General features: G+C 72.0%; 16 protein-coding genes. 4 read left to right on the top strand and 12 right to left on the bottom strand.

What is annotated here, in order from left to right; genetic code table 11:
• Positions 1–15 precede the first annotated feature (15 nt).
• Genes ngcE through ACIBTX_RS09095 form a run of 3 tightly spaced genes read right to left on the bottom strand, consistent with a single transcriptional unit; the run spans position 16 to position 3,181 of the window.
• Positions 16–1,455, bottom strand: a complete 1,440-nt coding sequence (gene ngcE / locus ACIBTX_RS09105) for an N-acetylglucosamine/diacetylchitobiose ABC transporter substrate-binding protein (protein WP_357128186.1) — start codon at positions 1,453–1,455, stop codon at positions 16–18.
• Between the two features lie 26 nt (positions 1,456–1,481).
• Positions 1,482–2,231: a sugar isomerase domain-containing protein gene (locus ACIBTX_RS09100; protein WP_396832288.1), complete on the bottom strand. Its 750-nt coding sequence runs from the start codon at positions 2,229–2,231 to the stop codon at positions 1,482–1,484.
• Entirely contained in the window at positions 2,228–3,181 is a 954-nt protein-coding gene (locus ACIBTX_RS09095) for a MurR/RpiR family transcriptional regulator (RefSeq protein ID WP_357128182.1), read from the bottom strand. The genes ACIBTX_RS09100 and ACIBTX_RS09095 overlap by 4 nt, the downstream gene beginning before the upstream one ends.
• Positions 3,182–3,386: 205 nt before the next feature.
• Between ACIBTX_RS09095 and ACIBTX_RS09090 the strand changes: the two genes are divergently transcribed.
• A complete protein-coding gene (locus ACIBTX_RS09090; RefSeq protein ID WP_357128179.1) occupies positions 3,387–4,373 on the top strand; it encodes a BadF/BadG/BcrA/BcrD ATPase family protein in 987 nt (328 codons plus the stop codon).
• Between the two features lie 552 nt (positions 4,374–4,925).
• On the opposite strand, the gene ACIBTX_RS09085 is transcribed toward ACIBTX_RS09090, so the two are convergent.
• The 4 genes from ACIBTX_RS09085 to ACIBTX_RS09070 all read right to left on the bottom strand — a co-directional run bounded on the left by ACIBTX_RS09085 (position 4,926) and on the right by ACIBTX_RS09070 (position 9,591).
• Positions 4,926–6,533 (bottom strand): CoA-acylating methylmalonate-semialdehyde dehydrogenase, encoded by a 1,608-nt coding sequence (locus ACIBTX_RS09085; RefSeq protein WP_396832287.1) that lies wholly within the window; start codon positions 6,531–6,533, stop codon positions 4,926–4,928.
• Entirely contained in the window at positions 6,530–7,828 is a 1,299-nt protein-coding gene (locus ACIBTX_RS09080) for an aspartate aminotransferase family protein (RefSeq protein ID WP_357128176.1), read from the bottom strand. The genes ACIBTX_RS09085 and ACIBTX_RS09080 overlap by 4 nt, the downstream gene beginning before the upstream one ends.
• Before the next feature lie 150 nt (positions 7,829–7,978).
• A complete protein-coding gene (locus ACIBTX_RS09075) occupies positions 7,979–8,710 on the bottom strand; it encodes a hypothetical protein (protein WP_357170927.1) in 732 nt (243 codons plus the stop codon).
• Positions 8,707–9,591 carry a hypothetical protein gene (locus tag ACIBTX_RS09070; protein ID WP_357128171.1) on the bottom strand — a complete coding sequence of 295 codons (885 nt, stop codon included), beginning with the start codon at positions 9,589–9,591 and terminating at the stop codon, positions 8,707–8,709. The genes ACIBTX_RS09075 and ACIBTX_RS09070 overlap by 4 nt, the downstream gene beginning before the upstream one ends.
• An 85-nt stretch (positions 9,592–9,676) precedes the next feature.
• Here ACIBTX_RS09070 and ACIBTX_RS09065 point away from each other — a divergent pair, with 85 nt between their 5' ends.
• Positions 9,677–10,648 carry a hypothetical protein gene (locus ACIBTX_RS09065; protein WP_396832286.1) on the top strand — a complete coding sequence of 324 codons (972 nt, stop codon included), beginning with the start codon at positions 9,677–9,679 and terminating at the stop codon, positions 10,646–10,648.
• A 38-nt stretch (positions 10,649–10,686) separates the two neighbouring features.
• Here the strand turns inward: ACIBTX_RS09065 and ACIBTX_RS09060 are convergent, their stop codons facing one another.
• Positions 10,687–12,129 carry an MFS transporter gene (locus ACIBTX_RS09060; RefSeq protein WP_357128165.1) on the bottom strand — a complete coding sequence of 481 codons (1,443 nt, stop codon included), beginning with the start codon at positions 12,127–12,129 and terminating at the stop codon, positions 10,687–10,689.
• Positions 12,130–12,192: 63 nt separating this feature from the next.
• Positions 12,193–12,597: an SgcJ/EcaC family oxidoreductase gene (locus tag ACIBTX_RS09055; protein WP_357128162.1), complete on the bottom strand. Its 405-nt coding sequence runs from the start codon at positions 12,595–12,597 to the stop codon at positions 12,193–12,195.
• Positions 12,598–12,818: 221 nt separating this feature from the next.
• Here ACIBTX_RS09055 and ACIBTX_RS09050 point away from each other — a divergent pair, with 221 nt between their 5' ends.
• Positions 12,819–13,835: a sigma-70 family RNA polymerase sigma factor gene (locus ACIBTX_RS09050; RefSeq protein WP_357128159.1), complete on the top strand. Its 1,017-nt coding sequence runs from the start codon at positions 12,819–12,821 to the stop codon at positions 13,833–13,835.
• 43 nt (positions 13,836–13,878) lie between these two features.
• On the opposite strand, the gene murD is transcribed toward ACIBTX_RS09050, so the two are convergent.
• On the bottom strand, positions 13,879–15,228 hold the full coding sequence (gene murD / locus ACIBTX_RS09045; protein WP_357170923.1) for a UDP-N-acetylmuramoyl-L-alanine--D-glutamate ligase: 1,350 nt from the start codon (positions 15,226–15,228) through the stop codon (positions 13,879–13,881).
• 82 nt (positions 15,229–15,310) lie between these two features.
• Between murD and ACIBTX_RS09040 the strand changes: the two genes are divergently transcribed.
• Entirely contained in the window at positions 15,311–16,660 is a 1,350-nt protein-coding gene (locus ACIBTX_RS09040; protein WP_357128153.1) for a hypothetical protein, read from the top strand.
• A gap of 195 nt (positions 16,661–16,855) precedes the next feature.
• Here the strand turns inward: ACIBTX_RS09040 and ACIBTX_RS09035 are convergent, their stop codons facing one another.
• A complete protein-coding gene (locus ACIBTX_RS09035; protein ID WP_363661159.1) occupies positions 16,856–18,538 on the bottom strand; it encodes a PucR family transcriptional regulator ligand-binding domain-containing protein in 1,683 nt (560 codons plus the stop codon).
• A gap of 41 nt (positions 18,539–18,579) precedes the next feature.
• Positions 18,580–20,031 carry an argininosuccinate synthase gene (gene argG, locus ACIBTX_RS09030; RefSeq protein WP_357128147.1) on the bottom strand — a complete coding sequence of 484 codons (1,452 nt, stop codon included), beginning with the start codon at positions 20,029–20,031 and terminating at the stop codon, positions 18,580–18,582.
• Positions 20,032–20,047: the final 16 nt, after the last annotated feature.

The following is a 20,047-nucleotide window of genomic DNA, read 5'->3' as shown; positions in this document are numbered from 1 at the left end:
CCTAGCTCCGATCGATCAGCGCTTGAACTTGGCGACCGAGCTGTCCTTCTTGATCGCGTCGGCGCGCTTCTGGATCCGCTCCACGAAGGCGTCCGCGTTGATCCGGCCGAACATCAGCTCGTTGGTGGCGCTGCGCGCCTCCGTGTCGAGCTCCTTGTACCAGCCGTCGAAGTACAGGTTGAACACGTCCTGACCGGCCGCCTTGAGAGCGGCCTGCGAGCTGGCCACACCGGGCGGGAAGGCGAAGCCCTCCGAACCGGCGGTGACCACGGTCGGGGCCTTGACCACCTCGGTGAAGCCCTTCGCGCCCTCCTTGGACAGCATCTGGCGCATGTACTCCAGACCGCCCTTGGGGTTCTTGCTCTTGGCCGAGACGAAGTAGCCCTCGCCCGCGGTGGCCCGCAGCGCGGTGGCCGGCAGCTTGTCCGACGCGGTGAGGCTCGGCACCGGCATGAGCTGGTAGTCGAAGCCGGCTGGGGTGTCCTTCTTCTGCTCGCCCTCCAGCCAGTCACCGCTGGGGTACAGGGCCACCTTGTACTGGTTCTGCCGCAGCTGCACGTCGGTGTGCTTGAGCCCTTCGAAGCTCTTGTCGCTGAACTTCGCCCCGACCTCGGCCCACGCCGTGGCCGCCTGCTTGACCGCGTCCTGCTTCCAGGCGCCGTCCTCCAGGTTGTCGATGTTCTTCAGCACGTCGGTGCCGCCGATCTTGGCGGCCTGGGTGAGGATCACGTTCCACTGGTAGTAGGCCGCGTTCGCGCCCGCGTACCCGTACGGCGTGATGCCCTTGGCCTTGATGGCGGTGAGCAGCTTGATGAAGTCGTCCCAGGTCTTCGCCGGGGCCCAGCCGTTGTCCTTGAACAGCTTGGCCGAGTACCAGATGCCGAAGACGGTGGAGACGTAGTAGAGCACGTACGGCTTGCCGTTGAACGAGCCCGCCTCGACGGTGCCCGGCACCACGGTGTCGCGGACCTTCTTGGCCGGGTCGTCGACCGACGGGGCGTCCCACAGCTCGGTGAGGTCCTGGAGCTGACCGTCGGCGACCAGCGAGCCGAAGTCGATCAGCTTCTCGCCCGAGTTGTTGACGAACTCCGGCGGGTTGCCGGACGCGAACCGCGGCTGGAGCACCGTGGAGACGGCCTGCGTGGACTGGTGCTTGATCTCCGCCTTGGGGAACGCCTTCTTGTACAGCGGCTCGTGCACGTCGGTCGCGTACTTCTCGCCGTAACCGCCGTTAAAGATGATCACCTCGATGGGAGCGTCTTCCTTGACGCCCAGCGGGTTCTTCTCGCTCTTGGTGCCCTCGGCGGCCTTCTCACTGTCCTTGTCACCGCCGCTGCTCGTCGCGCAGGCGCTGAGCAGGCCGATGGCCGGGGTGGCGAGCATGCCCACGGCGGCGGCGCGACGCAGCACCGTGCGGCGGTCGAGCGCGGCCGGGTGCTCGGGGGTAATCGACATCGTCGTCTCTCCTTGTGGAATTCGGGTCAGGCGGTACGCCGGAGACGTCCGGCGTACCGCGACTCGAGGGCGATGTTGTGCTCGTCCCCACCGGGGACGTTGGCGGAGAGGTAGATAGGGGGCACCTCTCCGGCCTGGTGGAACCGTCGTACGACCTCAGCGGTCAGCAACTGCGCCAGCAGCGCGGTGGTGACCGAGGAGACCGCACAGACCGCGCCGCCGCCCTCGAGCGGCAGCAGTGCGTCACCGTACGGCGCGCCGTTGTCCAGCACGACGTCGGCGAGGTCGGCGAGCCGTTGACCGGACGGGTGCCGTGGCGCCACCCGCGCGGTGTGCTCGACCGAGGTGACCGCGATCAACGGGTGACCGCGCTCGGTGACCAGCGCCGCCAGCTCGACCACCGAGCCGTTGATGCCGGACTGGGACGCCACCACGAACACGTCGCGCGGCTGGGGCGCCGCGAGCGCGTAGATCTGGCGGGCGATGGAGGGATCACGTTCCAGCTTCGGGTCGGCGAGCACGTCGCGTGGGGCGTCGCCGTGCACCACCAGGTCCCGTACCGAGAGCCGGTTCGTGGGGACCAGCCCGCCGGCACGCGCGACCAGCTCGGCGGCGAACGCCTCGGAGTGCCCGGCCCCGAACGCCTGGAGCACGCCGCCGGCACGCAGGCTGTCGGTGATCAGGTCGGCGGCCCGGGTGATCCCGTCGGCCTCCGAGTCGAGCAGGCGGTCGAGCACCGGCCGGACCGCGTCCGCGTACCCCTGTGCACTGATCATGAGAGGACCCCCTTGGCGGCCTTGTGTCCGTCGACGGCCTGCGCGGTACGCCGGAAGGCCGCGTGGGCGCGGTCGTGGGTGCGCTGTGCGACGGCGATGTAGAGCAGGTCGAGCACCACCAGTTGCGGGTGGCGGGCGGAGAGCGCGTCCGGCCGGAAGGTGGTCGCCTGGCTGGCCGTGAGCAGCACGATGTCGGCTAGCTCGGCCAACGGCGAGCGGGGGAAGCCGGTCAGGGCGAGGGTCGTGGCGCCCCGGCTGCCCGCCTCGGCGAGCATCTCGATGGTCTCCCGGGTCTGGCCGGTGTGCGAGATGCCGAGCGCGACGTCGCCGACGCCGAGCAGCGCGGCGCTGGCCAGCCCCTCGTGCACGTCGCTCCACGCCCAGGCGGCCACCCCGATGCGGTGCAGGCTGAACTGCATCTCCTCGCCCACCAGGGCGCTGCCGCTGGCCCCGAAGATGTTCACCCGGGTGGCGCCGGCGATCGCCACGGCGGCGCGTTCCACCTCGCCGAGGTCGAGCAGCGCGGCGGTGTCGTGCATGGCCCGGGTGTCGGCGGCCATGATCTGGTCGAGGACCCGACCGAGGGGGTCGTTCGGCTGGATCTCGCGGCCGATGTCGACGGTCCAGCCGGCCGAGCGGGCCCGCCCGGTCTCGGCGGCGATCCCGAGGCGCAGGTCGGCGTACCCCTCGAAGCCCATGGCCCGGCAGAAACGGGTGATGGTGGCCGGTGAGGTGCCGCTGCGCTCGGCCAGCTCCACGATGGTCGAGCGCGCCGCGGCCTCGGGGTCGCTGAGCACGTGCTCGGCGACCCGGCGTAGCGCGCCGGTCAGCTCGCCGAGCCCGTTGCGCACCCGGGCCAGCACCCCGTCGGAGGCCGCGCTCCTTCGGTCGATCGCGTGGGCGTCGACCACCGCGGTCCCCGCGGCGGTGTCCACCTCGTGATCAACCATGGGACGCCTCACCTTTCCGAAAAGACTGTTAACTGTTAGTGGTAAAAGTTCTTACTGAACGGCCCTCCGTGTCAAGACTGTGGGCGAAGTTTTCAAACTGTTACCTGGCGCACAGCCGTCCGGGCCCTCCCGGAGTTGCCCTCCACGGCCGTGCCGACCAGCATGAACAGGCCCGTGACCGCGCAGCGCAAGGAGGCCCGTGCCGATGTCCGACACCGTCGTGGTCGGTCTCGACGTCGGGGGTACGTCCACCCGGGCGACCGCCCTGACCCTCGCCGGCGAACGCCTCGGCACCGGCAAGGCCGGGGGTGGCAACCCCACCAGCCACGGCGCCGAACGGGCCGCCGCCGAGGTGCTGACCGCGCTGCGCGCCGCGCTCGCCGACGTCGACCCGACCCGGGTGGCCGCCGGCACCATCGGGCTGGCCGGCGCACCCCGTCTGCTCGCCGACCCCGCCGGACGCGCCGCCTTCGACTCCGCCTGGCACGACGCCGGCCTGCGCTGCCCGTACGCCGTGCACGGCGACGCCCTCGTCGCCTACGCCTCCGGCACCGCCGAGCCCAACGGGACGATCCTCATCGCCGGCACCGGCGCGATCACCGCGCAGGTCGTTGACCTGCGGCTCGACCGGGTCGCCGACGGGCACGGCTGGCTGCTCGGCGACGCCGGATCGGGCTTCTGGCTCGGCCGCGAAGCGGTCCGCCGACTCCTCGCCGACCTGGACGCCGGTCACACCCCGGGCAGGCTGGGCGCGGCCGTGCTCACCGAACTGCTGGGCAGCGCCGACGTGGCCCCCCGCCCCCGCGACACGGTGGACGCCACGATCCAGGCGGTCACCCAACGACCGCCGATCGACCTCGCCCGGCTGGCGCCGCTCGTCGTCACCGCGGCGACCGACGGCGAGCCGGTCGCCACCGCCCTGATCGCCGAGGCCGCCGCCCACCTGGCCGAGAGCGTCACCCGCATCCGCTCGGCGGAGTCGACGACGCCGGTCGTGCTCGGCGGTGGACTGCTCATCGCGGACACCCCGCTCGCCAGCGCCGTCCGCGCCGAGATCGGTCGACGCTGGCCGACGGCGCCCCTGCGTACCGCCGGCGACGGCGCGGCCGCAGCCGCCTGGCTCGCCGCCCGCGACCTACCCGAGGTCACCGACCCGGCAGCCCTACACACCCTCCTCTTCCCCACCCCCTGACCACCCGCGCCGCCACGCCGCCGTGCCCGCACGCGCGGCCCCGCCGCCACACCGTCCCGCCGCTACGCGACCGTGCCCGCACACGCCGTCCCGCCGCCACGCCGCCACACCGCTGTGCGACCGTGCCCGCACGCGCGGCCCCACCCCCTTGATCGCGCTCGAACCAGGATGTAGTGGCCTCACACCGCGAGGAGGGGACTACATCCAGGATCGAGCACGATCAAGGCGACGCCCGACCCTCCAGATGCGCCTCGACGCGCTCACCCCTACGCCCGCCCCCTCCGCCCGCCCCCTCCGCCCGCGCCGCACAAGATCCGCGCACTTTCTGGGAAACTGCTGCCTCAAGACGCGCTGAGGCAGCAGTTTCCCCGTAGTTGCGCGGATCTTGACAGAGGCTGGCCGGCCCCTGGCCTCCAACCTGGTGATCAAGAGATTTGCGTCAGCAGGAGCGCGTTCCATGACGCAAACCTCTTGATCACCGAGATCGGGCGGTGGGTGGGGGTGGGGGTGGGGGTGGGGGGGAAGGGGTGGGGGGTGGGTGATCGGGATCGGTCAGGTTTGGGTGGGGAAGCCGAGGTTCACGCCACCGTGGCGCGGGTCCAGCCACCGGCTGGTGACCACCTTGCTCCGGGTGAAGAAGCGCACCCCGTCCTCGCCGTGGGCGTGCAGGTCGCCGAAGAGGGACGACTTCCAGCCGCCGAACGAGTGGTACGCCATGGGCACCGGGATGGGCACGTTGATGCCGACCATGCCGACCTCCACCTCGTGCTGGTAGCGGCGGGCCGCCCCGCCGTCGTTGGTGAAGATCGCCGTGCCGTTGCCGTACGGGCTGGCGTTGACCAGTGCCACGGCCTCGTCGTACGAGCCCACCCGTACGACGCTGAGCACCGGCCCGAAGATCTCGTCGGTGTAGATCGACATGTCCGGGGTCACCCGATCAAAAAGGGTCGGGCCGAGCCAGAAGCCGTCCGGGTCGCCGTCGGGCGTCACCTCCCGCCCGTCGACGACCGGTACCGCCCCGGCGGTCACACCCGCGTCCACATAGGACCGCACCCGCTCGGCGTGCGCGGCGCTGACCAGCGGCCCCATGTCGCAGCCCCGCCGGCCGTCACCGGTGCGCAGCCCGGCCATCCGGGCGGCGATCCGCTCCACGAGGGCGTCCGCGACCGGCTCCACCGCCACCAGCACGGAGATGGCCATGCACCGCTCCCCCGCCGAGCCGAACCCGGCGTTGACCGCCGCGTCGGCCGCCAGGTCCAGGTCGGCGTCGGGGAGCACCACCAGGTGGTTCTTGGCCCCACCGAGCGCCTGCACCCGCTTACCGGCGGCGGTGCCGCGTTGGTAGACGTGCCGGGCGATCGGGGTGGAGCCGACGAACGACACCGCGCGCACCTCGGGATGGTCCAGCAGCGCGTCGACCGCCTCGGCGTCACCGTTGACCACGTTGAACACCCCGTCCGGCAGGCCGGCCTCGGCGAACCACTCGGCCAGCAGCAGCGCCGCGCTCGGGTCCTTCTCGCTCGGCTTGAGCACCACCGCGTTCCCGCAGGCCACCGCCACCGGCACGAACCACAGCGGCACCATCACCGGGAAGTTGAACGGCGAGATCACCGCCACCACGCCGACCGACTGCCGGATCGTGTACGAGTCGACCTCGGTGGACACGTTCTCGCTGAACGCACCGCGCAGCGCCGCGGGCATTCCGCACGCGTACTCGATGACCTCCAGGCCGCGCTGCACCTCGCCGGCGGCGTCGGCGAGCACCTTGCCGTGCTCGGCGGTGATCACCTCGGCGAGCCGGTCCCGGCGGGCGTGCACCAACTCCCGGAAGGCGAACAGCACGGCGGACCGCCGGGCCAGCGACGCGTCGCGCCAGGTGCGGGCCGCCTGGGCGGCGGCCCGCACCGCGACGTCCACGTCCGCGGTCGAGGCCAGCTCGACCTCGGCGGTACGACGACCCGTGGCCGGATCGAAGACGTCACCCCGTCGCTCGGACGTGCCGCCGACCCGCTTGCCGTCGACGAAGTGGCCGATGCTCACGCCGCCCAGACCGCCCGTGCTCACCCCGCCCAGACCGCCCGTGCTCACGCCACCCAGACCGCCGGTGCTCACGCCACCCAGACCGCCGGTGCTCACGCCGCCCAGACCGCCGGTGCTCATGCCGTCACCTCCGCCGACGAGCGGATCGCGTCGACCAGGATCGCCAGGCCCTCGCGGGCCTCGTCCTCGGTGAGCGTCAACGGTGGACCCATCCGCAGTACGTTGCCGTAGAGCCCGCCCTTTCCGGTGAGCAGACCACGGTCGCGGCACGCCTCGAAGACCCGGTTGGTCAACGCCGGATCCGGCTCGCCGCTGCCCGGCCGGACGAACTCGACGCCCAGCATGAGCCCCTTTCCGCGTACCTCGGCGACGCAGTCGAGGCCGCCCACGGCGGACCGCAGGCCGTCGGCGAGGATCGCGCCGACGCGGGCCGCGTTCGCCTGGAGGTCGTGCGCCACCAGGTAGTCGAGCACCGCGTTGCCGGCCGCCGTCGAGATCGGGTTGCCGCCGAAGGTGGAGAAGCTGATCCCCGGCACCGCCTCGAGCACCTCGGCCCGGCCGACCACCCCGGCCAGGGCGAAACCGTTGCCGATGCCCTTGGCGAAGGTGAGCAGGTCCGGGGTCACACCGTGGGCCTGGTAGCCCCAGAAGTGCTCCCCGGTACGCCCCCAGCCGGTCTGCACCTCGTCGGCGATGAACAGGATGCCGTGCTCGTCGAGGACCTTCTTCCAGGCGGCGAAGAGCCCGTCCGGTGGGTGCACGAACCCGCCCACGCCCTGGATCGGCTCGGCGATCAACGCGGCCACGTCGCCGGACGTCTGGGTGGCCAGCACCTCGCGCAGATCCTCCACGGCCGCGTCGAGGCGCTCGTCGGCGCTCAACCGGGCCAGCAGGCCGCGTACCCGGTCACCGGAGTGCAGCCAGGCCACCTGCAACGGGTTGAGCGCGCTGGCCGACCAGGTGCGGTTGCCGGTGACGCCCATCGCCGCGTACGACCGGCCGTGGTAGCTGTTGCGCACCGCCAGGACCTGGTGCGAGCGGCGGTAATTGGTGGCGACCAGCAACGCCGCCTCGTTCGCCTCGGTGCCCGAGTTGGTGAAGAACACCCGGGCGTCCGGGATACCGGAGCGCTGGGCGATCTTCTCGGCCAGCTCGACCTGCTGACGGATCAGGTAGAGCGTCGAGGTGTGCACGATGCCGGTGGCGAGCTGCCGCTCGACGGCCTCCCGGATCTCCGGGATGTCGTACCCGAGCATGTTGGTCAGCACGCCGCCGAAGAAGTCCAGGTAGCTGCGGCCCTGCGCGTCGGTGACCCGGCGGCCGGAGCCGGAGACCAGCTCGATCGGCTCGGCGTAGTACAGCGGCATCCAGGGTGGGAGAACGGCCCGGTGCCGGGCCAGCAGGTCGTCGGTCATCGTGGCACCCTTCAGCGGCGTTCGTGGATACCGCACGCTCCCACCGGCGGCGAGCGCGGACAACTGGCAGGGTGTAGCGCAGAGCGGGTACGACCTGACAGGTACGTCCGCCGTCGCGCGGCCGACTGTCCGGGCTGGCCCGTGCCCGGCTCAGGACCCGCGCGGACGCGGCGGCAGGTGCAGGGCGGTGGCGACCACCGCGAAGGCCAACCAGCCCGCCCCCAGCGCGCCGGCCGACGAGACGTCCTGGACGTAGTGGTAAGCGGTGAGGAAGCCGACGAGCGCGAGGCTGTTGCGGGCGAAGTGCCCGCTGAACTCGGACAACTGGTGTCGGGCCTCGACGGCGACCAACACCCCCGAGTACGGGAACGTCACCACCATGCCCCGCAGCACCGCGCCGAGCAACGCGGTGAGGATCGCCCCGACGAGGATGACCACCAGCTTGAGCAGCGCCGGCAGTCCGGCGGCACGCCCTCCTGCGGCTGCCTCGTCGGCGGCGGCGACGGTGGGCGGGCGGGCGCGACGGCGACGCAGCAGCATGGCCGCCAGCCAGAGCGCGACCGTGCCGGCGAGGGCCGCCTCGAACGGGATGTGGACGGCCACCAGGCCGGCGCTCAACGCCACGTACGCGGCGATCCCCGCGCCGTCGGCGAGCAGGATGGGCCAGCGCAGCCGCTGGTAGGTGACCGCCACGATGCCGAAGAAGAGGTTCAGCCCCAGCACACCGAGCACCTGCGCGCCGTCCACGCCGTAGGGGGTGCTGACCAGGGCGAGCGTCATCGGCAACGGGAGGCTGTAGACCAACGCGCGGAGCCGCACCGAGCGGATCACGCTGACCGCCCAGACGACGGCCGTCACCAGCAGGACCGCGCTCCACGTCATGGGGTCGCCGTCGTGTCCTCGAAGGTCGCCGCGCCCACGCAGGCGTCGAACACGCGGGTGAGACGCTCGACGTCCGTGCGGTTGACCGAGAACTGGTTCTCACCGATCTCACCGTGGGCGGTCATCCGGGCCTCCCAGCAGCTCACGGAGTCCCAGAGCGTCAGGTTGACAAGGAGGTGCGGACCCACCGCGCCGAAGGGCAGCAGGCCCACCCGGGCCCCGGCCGCGCGTTGCCGGCCGACCAGGTCGGACAGCTCGTCGGTCAACGTGGCGTACACGAAGACCCGGGTGATCCGGACGCCGCGTCGCAGGGCATCGACGTTCGCCTCCCAGTAGCGGCGGCCGATCTCGCCACGCCACCAGCTCAGCTCCCCGCTCGCCCGGGGCATCACGTTCGTCAACGCGTCCAGCCGGTGCGCGCAGGTGCGGGTAGCGCCGACCAGATCCTCGTCCTCGTCGCCACGCCGGATGATCCGCCCCTGCGCGAGATGCTCGGCCTCCAGCCGGAACTGCTCGTAGCGTCGCTGCGCCTCCACCGCCACCCGGGTGCCCGCGTGCTGTTCGGCCGCCGCGCGCATCGCGGCGGCCACCTCCGTGGTGGTATGGACGAGCCACGGCGGGCCGTCCAGCAACGTCCGTAGGTGAAACCGGCGCTCCGCGCGGGCCAGCGAGTCCACCAGCAGCGAGATGGTGATGCCCATCAGGCCGGCCAGCAGCGACTCCACCCCGGAGGCCGCGTTGGTGAGGTCGAGCAGGACGCTGAGGCTGATCGACAGTGTGATGCCGACCAACGCCACCGGGTCGGTGTGCGCCACCAGCCGGAGGAAACCGCCCGCGGAGGTGCCGCCCCATCCCCGCCGACGCGCACCGTCACGGGTCATCGGAGTCCCCCCTCAGCCGCTGCCGCCAGCGTAAACAGCGGCTACAACCGCGGACGCCGCCGCGGCGGCCGGTAGCATCCGGCAGGTGCAGGAAGCGGAGACGGTCCCCTCGGCAGGTTCGGCCGCCGAGCGGATCATGCCCGACGTCGAGGCCTGGGTCTGCTCCACCGCGCTGCGCGGCCTGGTACGGAACTTCGGCGGCGACTGGCCCACCGGCGACCTCGCCGAGGTACTGCGGTTCCTGGACGACTTCTCCGCCCGCCACTGGGACTTCCGGGGCGGGCGGGAACGACCCGACGCGCGCGAGCCGGACCTCGATCCGGCCACCGCGACGCTGGTCCTCGACGCGGCCGCCGCGCTCGGGCTCGTCCACCCGGTACCGCCGGCCCGGTCGGCGTACGCCCATCTGGTCGTGCTCGGCGGCCTGGCGCACGCCTGCGTGCGGCGCGTCGGGTACGCGGCGCACCTGCTGCGCGCCGGCCTGACGGTACGGGGCGAGGTCGCCGTGCTGGGCAGCTTCCGCCCACTGTCCGAGTGGGAACGGGCCACCCTCGCCGACGCGGGTCTGCCGGCCGACGAGACCGAGGTCGACGTGCTGGACACCGCCGTCCGGCGGGTGTTCGGGGTGGCCGCACCGGCGGAGCAGGCCGGTGTCGACGCCGGCCACCCCCACCACTCCTGGTCGTCGCGGACCTACCGGCTGGCAGGCCTGCCACCGGTACGGGTGCTGGCCGCGCCGTCCAGCGAACCGGACCGGCGGCGGGCGCACACCGCCGACACCCAGCGGTTCTGGGCCGGGCACGTCCGGCTCGCGCCGGGCGACGAGGTGCTGACGGTCACCGCGCCCATCTACGTGCCGTTCCAGCACTGCGACGCGCTGCGCACCCTGGCCCTGCCCTACGGCTGCGACATCGACACGGTCGGGGTGGATCCGGCGGTGGCCGACGTGGCGGTGCTACCCGAGCAGACCCTCACACCGGGCCGCTACCTCCAGGAGATCCGCTCGGCGATCCGCTCGATGCGCGCCCTGCACGAGAGCCTGGTCGCCCAGCGGTGACCCGACCGACCTGCCTCATCATCCTGTTGCCCGCCGGGTCATCCCGTCGCGGATTCGGCGGGTGCGGCACGCCCGGTGGTCGTGGCCGGCGCGAGGCGGCGGTGCCGCGGTAGCACGACGCCGGCGGCGGTGGCCGCGAAGGCGAGCGCGGCGGAGACGCCCATCGCCGGGACGTAGCCGTCGCTGAACACGCCAGCGGTGGCGTAGCCGCCGGCCGTGGCGAAGACGGCACCGGTGAGGGCGACCCCGAACGCGCCGCCGAACTGCCGGAGGGTGCTGAAGGTGCCCGATGCCCGGCCGATGTCCTGCGGCGCGACACGGCTGACGACCGATTTGGTGACGGCGGGAAGGGCCAGCGAGAACCCGAGGCCACCGACGGTCATCGCCACGGCGGTCGTGGCGTAGCCGATGCCGGGCTCGGAGATCAGCGCGATCCAACCCATGCCGACGCCGAGCAGGAGAGTGCCGGCGATGACCAGCGCCCGTTCGCCGATTCGATCGGTGAGCGCGCCCGCCCGTGGCGCGATCAGGAACGGTGCGATGCCCCACGGCAACAGCCGCAAGCCGGCCTGTACCGCACCGTGGCCGAGGGCGACCTGCTGGAACTGAGCGGTGAAGAAGATCGCGCTGGTCAGCGACGCGTTGATGAAGAACACTGCGGCGTTGCCGGCGGAGAAGGCCGGTGAGCGGAACAACCCCATCGGCAGCATCGGGGCGGGGGTCTTCAACTCCCTGACGACGAACAGGCCACCGAGCACGATCCCGCCGACCAGCGTCGACCGGGTCTCGGCGCTGCTCCATCCGGCCGCGTTGCCGCGTACCAGCGCCCAGGTGACGCCCAGCGCCGACGCGGCGGCCAGGGCCAGACCCGGGAGATCGAGTGTGCCGCCGGGCCCGCGGGCCTCGACGATCCGGCCGAGCACCAGCGGTATCGCGATGAGTGTGAGCGGAACGTTCAGCCAGAAGATCCACTGCCAGGCGAGGTTCTGGGAGATGACGCCGCCCAGAACCGGTCCGGCGATCGCGGCGAGCCCGGTGACGCTGCCGTAGACGCCCGTCGCCCAGCCACGCCGCTCGGGCGGGAAGGCGCCGTTGAGCACGCCCAGCGCGACCGGCATGATCATCGCCGCTCCGGCCCCCTGCACCACCCGCGCCGTGATCAGCGGGCCCGCCTGGGTGGACAGCGCGCACGCGGCCGAGGCCACGGCGAACAGGCCCAGCCCGATCGCGAACATTCGACGCCGCCCGTAGCGGTCGCCCAGCGCCGAGCCGGTCATCAGCAGGACCGCGAAGCTGAGCGTGTAGGCGTTGACGGTCCACTCGAGCTCTTCGAGCGAAGCGCCGAGGTCTCGCTGAACGGCGGGCAGCGCGGTCGCCACCACCAGCATGTCCAGCACCACGACGAACGATGCCAGTGAGCTGAGGGCCAGAGCCCACCGCTGTGCCGGCGTGGAGCGCGTTCTTGTTCCTGCCTTGTCCACGTTCTTCTCCAGAGTTGTTCGGGGTGTTCCGCCTCGCTGTCAGGGGCGGACGAGGCGCAGCGGTCAGGCCGCGGGGCAGTCGTGGTACGCCTCGACGAGCCATCGCCCGGAACGACCGGACAGGACCCACGTGGCGATCGACCAGCGCTCGTCGCCTGGCTCGTTCTCGCCGACGGCGATGGTCACGCTGCGGCTGACCACGATCGCGGTGACGTCGTCGAGGAACCGCACGCCCCGCACACGATGGACGCGCCGGGTGCCCTTGAGCTGGTCGGCGAACGCCGCCGCCATCGCGGTTCGGAGCACCGCCTTGCTCAGCAGGGCCACCCCGGGCAGTACCGCGGTCGCGTCGTCGGCATAGTGGGCGACGAAAGCGGCCACGTCGTTGTCGACCCACGCGGCCGAGACGGCGTCGATCACCGCTCGCACCGGTTGCTCCGCGGTGTCCGGGCTCGTCGTGGAAGTCATCGGTCGTCCTCTCCTCGGTGTGGGAGGTGCCTCGGGTGACCTGGGGACCAGGCGGATTCGGCAGCTCACCGGTCAGGAATGGAGACTCGGTGGAGGGATCGGACTGGTCGGCCGCCGACGGCGACGTGGGCTTGGCCACACCGCAGCCGCAGCCGATCAGTTCCCGACGGATCGCGGGTCCTTACCAAGACAGGTCAGACCGCAGACGGGTGGAGTGACACATGACCCAGGCAGCGCAGGCTCCGGCGCAGGGGACGGGCGACGAGGAGTTCTCCCGACTCACCGAGCCGTTCCGCCGCGAACTTCTGGCGCACTGCTACCGCATGCTGGGCTCGACGCACGACGCCCAGGACGTCGTCCAGGAGACCTACCTGCGGGCCTGGCGCGGCTTCGCCGGTTTCGAGGGTCGATCGTCGCTGCGGGTCTGGCTGTACCGCATCGCCACCAGCGCCTGCCTCACCACACTGAAGCACCGCAGTCGACGGGTCCTGCCCTCCGGGCTGGGCCCGTCGGGCGACCCGGACCAGCCGTTGACGGTGGCCGGCCCCGACGTCGCCTGGGTCCATCCGCTGCCGGAGGCGGAACTGCCCGGCGCGGATCCCGCCACGATCGTCACCACCCGCAGCAGCGTCCGGCTCGCCCTGGTGGCGGCTCTGCAATATCTTCCGGCCCGACAGCGGGCCGTACTGATCCTGCGCGACGTGCTCGCCTGGCACGCCTCCGAGGTCGCCGACCTGCTCGACACCACTACCGACGCGGTCAACAGCGCGCTCGCGCGGGCCCGCGCGCACCTGGCTCGCACCGGCCTTACCGAGGACATGTTCACCGAACCGGTCGATCCGGCCGACCGGCTGCTGCTCGACCGGTACGCACGGGCCTTCCAGAACGCGGACACGGCGGCACTGCTACAGGTGTTACGCGAGGACGTCACGATGGAGATGCCGCCACACCTCACCTGGTTCGCCGGACGCGACGCTGTCACTCGCTTCCTCGCCACGACCGTGTTCGGCCGCGCCGGCACGGTCCGCACAATTCCGGCGAGGGCCAACGGTCAGCCGGCGCTCGCCACGTACACCCGGAGCACCGCAGGGCTCTACCACCCGCACAGCCTCCAGGTGCTCACCCCCACCCGAACAGGCGTCTCCCGGATCGTCTCCTTCCACGACCCGAGCCTCTTCGCACCCTGCGGTCTCCCGCCGTGTGTCGACGAGACCGGCCGACCCGTCGCAGGACGGTAGTCCCGCCGGGCCGAGCATCCGTGGGAGGAGAAGCCGCCGGACCCTACGCCCCGGCGGTGTCGGCGACGGCCTGGGCGAAGACCTCGGAGCGGTGCTCGAAGTTGCGGAACCGGCCGTAGCTCGGGGCGGCCGGCGACAGCAGCACCACCCCGCCGGTCGGGGTGACCTCCCGGGACAGTCGCACCGCTTCCACCAGGTCGTCGACCAGTTCCGTGCGCACCTTCGGCAGGTTGGCCAGCGCCTCGACGATCCGCGCGCCGCTGTCCGGGATGCCGATGACGGTCAGCTCGCGCTCGGCCAGGTGCTCGGCCAACGGGGTGTAGTCCAGCCCTCGGTCGTTGCCGCCGACGATCACCGTCAAGGGCCGCCCGTCGTACGCGTCGATGGCGTGCATGGCCGCGTACGGGCTGGTGGCCAGCGTGTCGTCGACGAAGGTCAACCCGGACGGGTCGGTGATCTCGGTGAGCCGGTGGGCCAGCCCCTGGAACTCGGCGACGGCGACGGCGAGGTGGTCCTTGGCGGCCACCACGTCGACACCGAGCGCGTCGAGCACGGCGAGCGCGACGCAGAGGTTGCCCTCGTTGTGCCGGCCCACCAGGGGCAGCACGGCACGCGGGAAGAGTGGGTGGTCACCGAGGTGGAACCAGGGCGTGCCGTCCGCGCCGGTGGCGACGTGGGTGGTGTCGGGCCGGCCGGCCCGGGTCGCGGGCAGGTCACCCAGCTCGGCGGCGAGCCGCGGGTCGCCGCCGTTGACCACGATCGTCTGCGGGTCGTGGGCGAGCAGGTTGAGCTTGTCGCGGTAGTACTCCCGCTCGCCGCCGTGCGCGTCCAGGTGCTCGGGGAAGAGCGCGGTGACCACGGCGACCCGGGGCGAGTCGGTGAGGTCGCTGCACTGGTAGCTGGACAGTTCCAACACGTACAGCTCGGCGTCGGGCAGGTCGAGCGTGGGCACCCCGATGTTGCCGCCGAAGACGTTGGGTCGGCCCATCGCGGTGAGCAGATGGCTGATCAGGCTGGAGGTGGTGCTCTTGCCCTTGCTGCCGGTGACCCCGACGGTGCGGGCGGCGTGGTCGGCCATCCACAGGGCGGTGCCCTGGGTCACCGGGACGCCACGTCGCCGCAGCTCGACCAGCCACGGGTGGGTCTGCGGCACCCCCGGCGAGCGGACCACCACGTCGGCTGCGGTCAGCCGGGCGAACCCCGCCTCGCCGGTCACCAGGGGGGCCGCCTCGGCCAGCGGACCTTCCCACGGCAGCGACAGGAAGTTGGCGCTGTCGTCGACGGCGACCAGATCGGCGGGGCCGTGCGCCGCGATGGCGGTCACAGCAGCCCGGCCCTCCCGACCGGCGCCCCAGACGGCGACGGTACGTCCGCGCAGGTCAGACAGGCGCACGGGGCTCTCCTCGGGGGTCACGGCGGCGGCTGGCGGGGCCCGGTCCGGACACGGCCGGACGAACCAGGGCCTAGTATGGCGTGTGCCCAACGAGCAGCTCCGGCGGATGGACGCCTTCACCTTCCCGTCCTACTCGATCGACTTCGCCACCGGCGAGGTGTTGTTCGACTACGCGCTGACCGGCCCGGCCGGTGAGCAGCGGTTCACTGAGGTGATCACACTTCCGCTGCCGGCGGAGCCGCCGTCGGACGAGACGGTGGCGACCCTCGACCGGGTGCTGGAGGTGCTGCACCTCGTCGCCGGGGTCAGCTACTACAAGGCCGCCGCGCCTCCCCGGCTGGTGCTGCCGGCGCCGCTGGGCGCGGCCACCGTCGACTACGTCACGGCCGTCTACACCAAGGGCCTCGCCGAGTACGCGTACCGCAACGAGCTGCCGTACGTGCTGGAACTGCGTCCGGAGGTGCCGGCCGGCTCACCGGAGTCGCCGCGCGTCTACGACAACTCCGACCGTCGCCCGCTCTCGGCCGTCGGCGGCGGCAAGGACTCGATTGTGAGCTTGGAGGCGCTGCGCCGCGCCGAACTGGACCCGGTGCCGTTCTCGGTGAACCCGAACCACGTGATCGTCGCGGTGAACGAGGCGTCCGGGCTGACCGCGCTCGCCGCCCGTCGACGGATCGACCCGGTGCTGTTCGACCTCAATGCCAGCGGGGCGTTGAACGGCCACATCCCGGTCACCGCCATCAACTCCCTGATCGCGGTGGCGACCGCTGTGCTGCACGGGCTGGGCCCGGTGGTGATGTCCAACGAGCGCTCGGCGTCCGACCCGAACCTGATCTGGAACGGTCACGAGATCAACCACCAGTGGTCCAAGGGCGTGGAGGCCGAGGGGTTGCTGCGGGGGGCGCTGGCGGAGCACGCCGGGCTCACCGAGCCGTACTTCTCCCTACTGCGGTCGCTGTCGGAGCTGCACATCGCCCGGCTGTTCGCCGAGTTCACCCGGTACGACGACGTGGTGACCAGCTGCAACGCCGCCTTCAAGCTGCGTGACGCGTCCGAGCGCTGGTGCCGCAACTGCCCGAAGTGCCGGTTCGTCTTCCTGGCCATGGCGCCGTTCATGCCCCGGGAGCGGGTCACCCACATCTTCGGCGGGGACCTGCTCGCCGACCCGGACCAGATTCCCGGCTACCGGGAGCTGCTGGGCGTGGACGGGCACAAGCCGTTCGAGTGCGTGGGCGAGGTCGAGGAGTCGGTGGTGGCCCTCGGCCTGCTCGCCGAGCAGGACCAGTGGCGCGACGCCCCGGTGATCAAGGCCCTGGTGGAGGCGGTCCCCGCCACAGCCTGGTCCGCAGTGGCGCACACGGACGTCTTCACCCCCGGCGGCCCCAACCACATCCCCCCAACCTACGCAAAAGCCCTAACCGCCCTCTCCTAACCCACCCACCCCCACCCCACCCCCACCCCCACCCTCCCCCACCCGGCCTCCGCGCGGGCGCTCCGCCCCACTCCGCCTACTCCCGTTGATCAAGAGGTTTGCGTCAGGAAAGACGGCTTTCCTGACGCGAACCTCTTGATCAACAGGGCTGAGAGGGGGTGGGGTGGGGTGGGGGGGTGGGGTGGGGGGTCTGGGTTAGGGGGCGCGGACTGCTTCTAGGGCTAGGAGGGCCACGTGGAGGGAGAGGCTGGCCTCTACCGAGTCGAGGTCCACGTCGAGGATGCGGGCTATCCGGGCGAGGCGTTCGTAGAAGGCCGGTCGGGACAGGTGCGCGGCCGCCGCGCCGGCGGATTTGTTGCGCCCCTGCTCCAGGTACGCGCGCAGGGTGTCGAGGAGCCGCTCCCGGGGGTGCTGGGCGTCGTACTCCAGGAGCGGGCCGAGTTCCCGCTCGACGAAGGTCTGGAGTCGGGGCTCGTCACGCAGCAGGTGCAGCAGGCCGGCCAGACCCACGTGCGGCAGCCGGAAGACGGGCAGGTCACGCCGGTCCCGGCGGGCGGCCTCGGCGATCTGCCGCGCCTCCACCAGCGACCGCCGGGCCTCGCGCAGGCTGCTCACCCCGGACCCGGCGGCCACGAAGACCCCGACGGGGGCGTTGGACACGGCCCGGCCTGTGGCGCCGTCGAGGCGTACCCGACGAAGGGCCTCGGCGAACGCGGACAGCGCGCGGTCCTCGGCGGCCGGGTCGGTCAGGGCCAGCAGCGCGCCCACCGAGTTGTCGTCGACGGCGCTGGTCAGTGCCGTCAATTTGGCCTCCCGCAGCGCCTGGCCGACGGCCTCGGAGAGGTCGCGTAGCCGGGCCTGGCCGGCTTCGGGGCCGCCGTCCGCGGCAGAATCGTCGGTTCGGTGGCGGACCAGCACGCCGACGAGGTGCCGACGGTCCAGCGTCACACCGAGCGCCTTGGCGCGCAGCGCCACCTCGTCGACCGGCCGGGAGTGGTCGAGCAGGGCGGTGAGCAGGGTGCGGTGCAGCTGTCGTTCCAGCCCTTCGGCGTCGCGGCGGATCAACCGGCCCAGCGCGAGGGTGGACGCGGCCCGCTCGACGAGGATGCTCAGCCGATTGGGGGGAGCGTCGGTGGGCGCGTCGCCGCTCGCCGGCCAGCGCAGCAGCAGCCGTCCCCAATCCTGGCCCCGCGCGCCGACGACGGTCACCAGCCAGCCACTGTCCGGGTCGTACGCGGTCCGGCCGGCGGGCCGGATGCGCCGGGAGTGCTGCTCCCAGCCGTCCAGCAGCAGCTCCGCGCTCTCCCCCGCCGGGTCGTATCCGAGGACCTGCCGGGACAGGTTCTCCAGCACGACCGGGCAGCCGGACAACTCGGCGGCCTGCCGGATCACCTCGGCGGCGTCGGCGCCCTCGACGGAGAGGTCGGTGAACCGCTGGTGGATCTCCTCGGCGGCCCGCAGCTCGGTGAGCTGCGCGTCGACGATCAGCGCGTGCACGGCCTCGGTGATCCGCACGAACGGGGTGGCCCGGCGTAGCTCGACCAGGGGTAGGCCGCGCCGTTCGGCGGCGGCGGTCATCACCCGGGGTACGCCGCTGACGTAGCGGCGGCCCAGTTCGACGACGAGTCCGGAGACGCCCACGTCGGCGAGGTCGCCGATGAACGCGCGCAGTCCCGCGTCGTCGGCCGGCAGGCCGATGCCGGTGGTGAGCACCAGTTCGCCGCCGCCGAGGAGGGTGGCGATGTCGGGGACCTCGGCGACGTGCACCCAGCGGACTGGCCGGTCCAGCCCGGCGTCCCCGGCGACCACCCGCGGGGCGCCGTGGCGGACCGGGTCCAGGGCCAGGACCTCACGCACGGTAGGGAACACGGCCGACACGCTACCGTGCGTGACCCCGGACCTCGGCCTGCCGGTACCGGTCAGTCGACGCCGAACTCCATGGCGGCGCGGTCGAGCGCCTCGTCCGCGGCGGTGGCGACGCCTCGGGAGGCGATGGCTTCCGCGCCGCCCTCCGGCATCGCGCCGATCAGTCCGGTGGAGGCTGCCTGTGCGGCCCCGATCATCCGCTCGCTTCCCGCGCCACCGACCATGCCGAGGGAGGCGTACTGCTCCAGCTTCGCCCGCGAGTCGGCGATGTCGAGGTTGCGCATGGTGAGCTGGCCGATCCGGTCCGACGGGCCGAACGCCGAGTCCTCGGTGCGCTCCATCGACAGCTTGTCCGGGTGGTAGCTGAACGCGGGGCCGGTGGTGTCGAGGATCGAGTAGTCCTCGCCCCGGCGCAGCCGCAGGGTCACCTCACCGGTGACGGCCGTGCCGACCCAGCGCTGCAACGACTCGCGCAGCATCAGCGCCTGCGGGTCCAGCCAGCGACCCTCGTACATGAGGCGGCCGAGGCGGCGACCCTCGCTGTGGTAGTTGGCCAGGGTGTCCTCGTTGTGGATGGCGTTGACCAGCCGCTCGTACGCGGTGTGCAGCAGCGCCATCCCGGGCGCCTCGTAGATGCCCCGGCTCTTGGCCTCGATGATCCGGTTCTCGATCTGGTCGGACATGCCCAGGCCGTGCCGGCCGCCGATGGCGTTGGCCTCCAGCACCAGGTCGACGGCGCTGCCGAACTCCTTGCCGTTGATCGTCACCGGGCGGCCCTGGTCGAAGCCGATCGTGACGTCCTCGGTGGGGATCTCCACCGACGGGTCCCAGAACCGGACGCCCATGATCGGGCTGACCGTCTCGATGCCGGTGTCGAGGTGCTCCAGGGTCTTCGCCTCGTGCGTGGCGCCCCAGATGTTGGCGTCGGTGGAGTACGCCTTCTCGGTGCTGTCCCGGTACGGCAGGCCGCGCTCGATCAGCCACTCGGACATCTCCTTGCGCCCACCCAGCTCGGTGACGAAGTCGGTGTCGAGCCACGGCTTGTAGATGCGCAGCATCGGGTTGGCCAGCAGGCCGTAGCGGTAGAACCGCTCGATGTCGTTGCCCTTGAAGGTCGAGCCGTCGCCCCAGATCTGGACGTCGTCGGCGATCATCGCGCGGACCAGCAGGGTGCCGGTCACCGCCCGACCCAGCGGGGTGGTGTTGAAGTAGGAGCGTCCGCCCGAGCGGATGTGGAAGGCGCCGCAGGTCAGCGCGGCGAGGCCCTCCTCGACCAGGGCGGCGCGGCAGTCGACGAGTCGGGCGACCTCGGCGCCGTAGCTGAGCGCACGGCCGGGGACCGAGCCGATGTCGGGCTCGTCGTACTGGCCGATGTCGGCGGTGTACGCGCAGGGGACGGCGCCCTTGTCGCGCATCCACGCGACCGCGACCGAGGTGTCGAGGCCGCCAGAGAAGGCGATGCCGACACGTTCGCCGATGGGCAGGGAGGTGAGAACCTTAGACACGGGGAAGATTATTCAA

Origin of the sequence: Micromonospora sp. NPDC049359 (assembly GCF_044466585.1) — a bacterium.
Taxonomy (GTDB): domain Bacteria; phylum Actinomycetota; class Actinomycetes; order Mycobacteriales; family Micromonosporaceae; genus Micromonospora.
The sequence above is the reverse complement of the archived record's forward strand: the minus strand, read 5'-3'. Positions and strand labels throughout refer to the sequence as shown.